This window comes from Peribacillus sp. YIM B13482 (genome assembly GCF_042787975.1).
In the GTDB taxonomy this organism is placed as follows: Bacteria; Bacillota; Bacilli; order Bacillales; family DSM-1321; genus Peribacillus; species Peribacillus simplex_A.
In genome coordinates, this window is the sequence record NZ_JBHZPF010000008.1 from 109,373 (window position 1) to 115,590 (window position 6,218).

Annotated in this window: 7 protein-coding genes and 1 pseudogene; all 8 read right to left on the bottom strand. The window is 43.9% G+C overall.

Going from position 1 to position 6,218, the window contains the following annotated elements:
- Positions 1-8 precede the first annotated feature (8 nt).
- Entirely contained in the window at positions 9-1,037 is a 1,029-nt protein-coding gene (gene queA, locus ACFX4L_RS06855; RefSeq protein WP_377381117.1) for a tRNA preQ1(34) S-adenosylmethionine ribosyltransferase-isomerase QueA, read from the bottom strand.
- A gap of 38 nt (positions 1,038-1,075) precedes the next feature.
- On the bottom strand, positions 1,076-1,282 hold the full coding sequence (locus ACFX4L_RS06860; RefSeq protein ID WP_034308809.1) for a DUF2905 domain-containing protein: 207 nt from the start codon (positions 1,280-1,282) through the stop codon (positions 1,076-1,078).
- Positions 1,279-2,277 (bottom strand): Holliday junction branch migration DNA helicase RuvB, encoded by a 999-nt coding sequence (gene ruvB / locus ACFX4L_RS06865; protein WP_089361645.1) that lies wholly within the window; start codon positions 2,275-2,277, stop codon positions 1,279-1,281. Before ruvB ends, ACFX4L_RS06860 begins: the two co-directional genes overlap by 4 nt.
- An 11-nt stretch (positions 2,278-2,288) precedes the next feature.
- Entirely contained in the window at positions 2,289-2,903 is a 615-nt protein-coding gene (gene ruvA, locus ACFX4L_RS06870; protein ID WP_061464231.1) for a Holliday junction branch migration protein RuvA, read from the bottom strand.
- A gap of 173 nt (positions 2,904-3,076) precedes the next feature.
- Positions 3,077-3,577, bottom strand: a complete 501-nt coding sequence (locus tag ACFX4L_RS06875; protein ID WP_061464232.1) for an intercompartmental signaling factor BofC — start codon at positions 3,575-3,577, stop codon at positions 3,077-3,079.
- A 110-nt stretch (positions 3,578-3,687) separates the two neighbouring features.
- Complete coding sequence (locus ACFX4L_RS06880; RefSeq protein ID WP_377404394.1) at positions 3,688-4,293, bottom strand: YhcN/YlaJ family sporulation lipoprotein; 606 nt, start codon at positions 4,291-4,293, stop codon at positions 3,688-3,690.
- Positions 4,294-4,394: 101 nt separating this feature from the next.
- Positions 4,395-5,342, bottom strand: coding sequence for a phosphotransferase (locus ACFX4L_RS06885; RefSeq protein WP_289319962.1), 948 nt, complete (start codon positions 5,340-5,342; stop codon positions 4,395-4,397).
- A pseudogene (locus tag ACFX4L_RS06890) lies at positions 5,332-6,218 on the bottom strand (hypothetical protein); the annotation flags it as partial. The gene ACFX4L_RS06885 and the pseudogene ACFX4L_RS06890, both read right to left, overlap by 11 nt.

Genomic DNA, 6,218 nt, shown 5'->3' on the forward strand with positions numbered 1-6,218 from the left:
ACTCTTTATTACTTAATTAACATTGCATCTCCAAAACTAAAGAACCTGTATTTTTCTTCAACGGCCGTTTCATAGGCATGAAGGATATGCTCCCTGCCTGCAAGTGCAGAAATAAGCATGATTAAAGTAGATTTCGGTAAATGGAAGTTCGTTATCATCGCATCGATCCCTTTGAACTCATAACCAGGATAAATGAAGATGCTCGTCCAGCCATTCTCTTCCTTGAAAACCCCATCATTACGGGACGCAATCGTTTCTAATGTCCTTGTTGACGTAGTGCCAACCGTGATGATTTTCCCGCCTTTTTCTTTCACATCATTCAGTAATCTGGCTGTGCCTTCAGTCATTTGATAAAACTCTGAATGCATTTCGTGGCTGTCAATATCATCCACACTGACAGGGCGGAACGTACCAAGCCCAACATGTAGCGTGATGAAAGCGATGTGGACACCCATCCCTTTAAGTTTCCCGAGCAAATCCTCGGTAAAGTGCAGGCCTGCCGTAGGTGCCGCTGCAGATCCCCGTTCACGCGCATATACCGTTTGATAACGGTCCTGATCGTCGAGCTGTTCCTTGATATATGGAGGTAAAGGCATTTCGCCAAGCTTCTCTAGTATTTCATAAAATATGCCTTCATATTTAAACTCAAGGATTCGGCCGCCATGCTCAAGTACACCTGTACAGACGGCACTTAGTTTACCATCGCCAAAAATGATTGTCGAGCCTACTTTAATCCGTTTGGCTGGCTTCACGAGCGTTTCCCATACATCATCATGCTCTTGCTTAAGCAGCAATACTTCAACCTTTGCACCCGTTTCTTCTTTACTGCCGTATAGTCGGGCCGGCAGCACCTTCGTATCATTCAACACCAGGCAATCTCCCGGTTTGATATATTCCGTGATATGGCTGAATACATCATGCTGGAGCTTACCGGTTTCTTTGTCCAACACCATCAATCTACTTGCTTCCCTATCCTCCAAAGGAACTTGTGCAATCAATTCCTCCGGTAAATGAAAATCAAACATTTCCAATTTCATCTGTTCCACTTCCTAACCTGTCTATCAAGCTGTAATTATTATTTAAAACGGCCGATCAAATAAAAAATGGCGGACAACACCACACTGACGATGATTGATGTAACGATAGGAAAGTAAAAAGTCGTATTCCCCTTTTTCAGAAAAATATCTCCCGGCAGCCTGCCGAGATGGATATATTTCATCGCAAAACCAATCACGAATATAATCACACCCAGTATCATTACCATTTTTGGTATATTCATCATTCAGGCATCTCCATTCCGAAATGCTCATAAACCAGCTGTGTTGCCATCCGGCCTCTTGGAGTCCGCTGAAGAAAACCGACTTGTAACAGATATGGTTCATAGACGTCTTCGATCGTATGTGCCTCTTCGCCAATCGTTGCGGCAATCGTTTCCAGACCCACGGGCCCACCACGGAATTTTTCAATGATCCCTTTAAGTAATTTATGGTCAATATGATCGAGTCCTAAACGGTCGACCTGCATTAATTCAAGCGCATAATCGGCAAGTTCGGCAGTTATCGTACCATCACCGCGTACCTGGGCGAAATCCCTGACCCTCCGTAAAAGCCGATTAGCAATTCTCGGGGTGCCCCTTGACCTTCTTGCAAGCTCTGCAGCTGCCTGATCATTCATTTCCGTATCCATGATTCTTGCTGTACGGATGATGATATCAGCCAAATGGTTTTCCGTATAATATTCAAGACGGCTTAAAACGCCAAAACGGTCCCTGAGCGGTGCAGATAGTGACCCTGCACGTGTCGTGGCCCCTACGAGGGTGAACGGAGGCAGGTCGATTCTGATCGAACGGGCTTCCGGCCCCTTACCGACTACAATATCCAGACAGAAGTCCTCCATAGCCGGGTATAGCACTTCTTCGACAACACGAGGAAGACGGTGAATCTCATCAATGAATAACACATCACCGGGCTCAAGTGCACTCAAAATGGCCGCCAGATCTCCCGGCCGCTCAATGGCGGGACCGGAAGTCGTGCGGATATTGACACCCATTTCATTGGCGATGATGACAGCTAGCGTCGTCTTCCCAAGTCCGGGCGGTCCATATAAAAGTACATGATCAAGCGTTTCTTCCCTCATCCTTGCCGCTTCGATGTATACGCTCAAATTCGCTTTCACTTTATCCTGTCCAATATATTGCTTTAAGTTTTGCGGCCGCAGGCTTTGTTCAAAGGATAGTTCGTTCAGATCGGCTTCCTGATTGAATATTCTCTCCTCCATTGCGCCACTCCTTATCTTAACATCATTTGCAATGCTTTCTTAATGTATTGCTCAGTCGTCATATCTTCCGTCTGCAACTTCTTAGCAACCTTTTGGATTTCCTTTTCAGAATAACCAAGAGCCTTCAAAGCAAGAATGGCCTCATCCAACGCTTCCGTATAACCATTGGGACTGAGTGCAGCCGTTACGCCTTCGTTAAACAAGCTTGGAAACGCATCCGGAATAATGTTCTCAAGTTTCCCTTTTAAATCCAGAATCATTTGCCGTGCCGTTTTCTTTCCGACTCCCGGGAATTTCACCAAAAACGATTCATCTTCACTTTCGATCGCCTGCACCACCTGATCAACTTGTCCTGATGCCAATATGGCTAGAGCACCCTTCGGTCCGATTCCGGTAACATTCAATAATTTTGTGAATAATGCCTTTTCTTGCCGAGTCTGAAATCCGTAAAATGCAGCCATATCCTCGCGCACATAATGATATAAAAAAACTTGGATTTCTTTCTGGTATTGGGCGGAAAAAATAAAAGGATTCGGCGTCATCACTTGATATCCGATTCCCCCATTTTCCACAACTATGTATTCAGGTCCAATATAATCGACCTTGCCTTTTATATAATCATACAAATTAATTCTCTCCCTGATTTTGCTGTACCTCTCATTTTATCATAAAAAAGAAGGGTTGTTCATTAAAAGTTATTTAGTAGTCGGCAAAGACTTTTCCAATGGACGATATCCCGTTTTATCGCATTTGGGGTTTACGGCTGGAGAAAAACAAAGAGGATGGGTGTCATCCCATCCTAGTTTACCGAATATGGCTCATATTCTTTAATGAGCTGTTTATATTGGTCTTTATTCATGATCGGTATCCCTTTTTGCAGTTCCTCCTGCTTGTATACTTCAAGTTTACCAACGTCTATTTGGTAAAAAGTATGAATGATCTTGGCGTGCTCAGGCCTTCCGATAAAAATGGATAAGGTACCATCTTCCCTCATCCCAAGGTAACCATTCGCTTTTAAAAGCGGAGATATGTCATTTTCAATTTTCTTAAGGACAATATGTTCTTCATTTTGATCGACTACTTTCCACCCTTGATATTTTGACCAAAAGTCTTCCATCGACCAAATTGTTTCTGTCAATTTCTCCTCACTTAACTCGCCATCCAGATACATACGCTGAAGGATGACTTTCCTTTCAATTGGTTCATTTTCCTTCTGCACAGGTCCTTCGGCATAAACGGTTAAACAAAATGGCAGTATGAAAAGTATCATGAAAAATTGGATCCTTAGTTGATTAATCAATATTCTCACCTCTTAAGGCGTTTACTTTTTAAGTAGTTTGACCCAAATAAGGATTCTTAACCAGAAAAAATCTAAAAGGGCTGACCATGGAATCGGGGTCAGCCCTGTAATTATTTTAAGTGATCTTGATGAATGTTAAGATTCTCGAACATGTCATTGGCATCCAGAATGACCATTTCCCTCGTATCGCCATCACGAAGATTGTTATCAAGTGTCATCGACCTATAATAGACACCTTGATCGGTTGTGACGTATAGGTTCCGGCCATTTGAAAGCGGTCCGATTTCATTCTTGACTTTTTCTTTGACATTTTTTGCTTGGCTGTAGTCATTAAGCAGCAAGGCAACCAGCATTTCGTCTTTCATGATGATTGTTCTGGCATCGATAACAGGGTCCACTCCATTGGCGATTCCATTAGCTTTGTCGGCTAACGTGCCTTCATAAGAATTATAATAAGATGATCGGGCCCTAAGCGGTTTACTTTCATGGCCATGGTAATTACGATCCCGCGTACTGTATGCATCATCTTTATCGTAAAGGCCTTGCCCCATATTCCGATAATTGATGTTTCGTACCAATACATCTTTTTCAGTTGTATGGTACCCTGTTTCATTCGTTATATTTTCGTTTTTCGCTGTATCATTATTAGCACATCCAACCAAGCTGACAGCGGCTAATACCGTATAAAGTGGCAGTGTCCATTTTATTATCTGCAAAATAACCCTCCCATTGCAATAGAATGAGCTATATTCCGCTCATAATTAGCATGGGTGTCTAACGATGAATGTACTCTGTAAGTTACGGCCAAAAGCGCGTTTTATTTCCTCTTTAGGGAAGAAATCTTCTTCTCCAATTTTTCATTCATCTTAATCCGCTCCGAAAAACCTTCCACAGTCATTTTCCAGACCGAATGAAGCTGAGAAGAACTTTTATTAAGACGATTCCATTCACGGAAAATATCCGTAGGATAAGTTAAAGCATATAAAAAGGCCAGGTCAGACTGATAGCTTTGCAATTGCGGCACTTCCCACAACTTGGTGGCCGCATCTTCCAAATGAGGTGAAATTCGATTTGCATACTGTAAATAATCAATGCATCTTGGAGCACTTGCCATTAGATCAAAATCGATTAAGGTTAAAGTGCCGTCTTCTCTCCGCAAGAAATTATGGTGGGCACAATCACCATGAATGATGACTTTCTTTTCCTTACTCCATAAAGACTGGTTTTTATCAAAACCCTCTAATGCCCACTCCCCCCATCTAATCCATTCTTTAATAATATCTTCGGAAACATATTGGCGAACATAAGAAAAGTTATTTTTAAATAGTGATAAACGCTCTTTCCATTTTTTTGATTGATCAAAAACAGGCGCGTTAATGGAGAGATGTTCAGAAACATCATGGAAGCTTTCCAGTAACTGAATTCCCTCTAAACGGTCCTTATGATTGGAAAATCGGAATTTTTTCTTACTCGGCGGAAAATAGTCCATACTGCCATACCATTTCCCTTTGAATTGAAAGGGCATTAAATTCTGATGAATATAATACGTTTGATGGAAACCCTTTTGTTTTAATAAAGAAGTCAATTCTCTTTGCCGATCCCATTTTTCAAAACTGCTGAATCCTTTAAGGATTATTGGATGACCCTTTTCAAAAGTTATTAAATAGACACTGCTTTGAAGATGGTGGACTTTCTTTGGCTTACGATTTATATAAGAGAGGAGACGAGTGTTAAAAACACTGTCTCCTTGATAATTAGTAGTCATCGCTTTCATCTACATATGTTGGTATCCCAAATGTTTCAGGAGCACGAACGCCACCGAATTGGCCAGGCTGTCCTCCCATTTGTCCAGGCAACATAGCTTCAGGCTGCCCCCGCATCATGCCCGGCTGACCACCAAATTGACCCGGCATCATCATCTCTAGCTGACTTCCTGGCTGACCTCCACCTTGACCTCCCATCATCCCTGGTTGGCTTCCCGGCTGGCCTCCCATCATTCCTGGTTGGCCTCCTGGTTGGCCTCCCATCATTCCTGGTTGACCTCCTGGATGGCCTCCCATCATTCCTGGTTGACCTCCTTGAAAGCCTCCCATCATTCCTGGTTGGCCTCCTTGGAAGCCTCCCATCATTCCTGATTGACCTCCTGGATGGCCTCCCATCATTCCTGGTTGGCCTCCTGGATGGCCTCCCATCATTCCTGGTTGGCCTCCTGGATGGCCTCCCATCATTCCTGGTTGACCTCCTGGATGGCCTCCCATCATTCCTGGTTGGCCTCCTGGATGGCCTCCCATCATTCCTGGTTGACCTCCTTGGAAGCCTCCCATCATTCCTGAATGGCCTCCTGGATGGCCTCCCATCATTCCTGGTTGACCTCCTGGATGGCCTCCCATCATTCCTGGTTGACCTCCTGGATGACCTCCCATCATTCCTGGTTGACCTCCTTGGAAGCCTCCCATCATTCCTGGTTGGCCTCCTGGATGGCCTCCCATCATCCCTGGATGGCTTCCTTGATGGCCTTCCATCAGACCTGAATGGCTTCCTTGATGGCCTCCCGTCATCCCTGAATGGCTTCCTTGATGGCCTCCCGTCATCCCTGAATGGCTTCCTTGATGACCTTCCATCATCCCTGGATGGCTTCCTT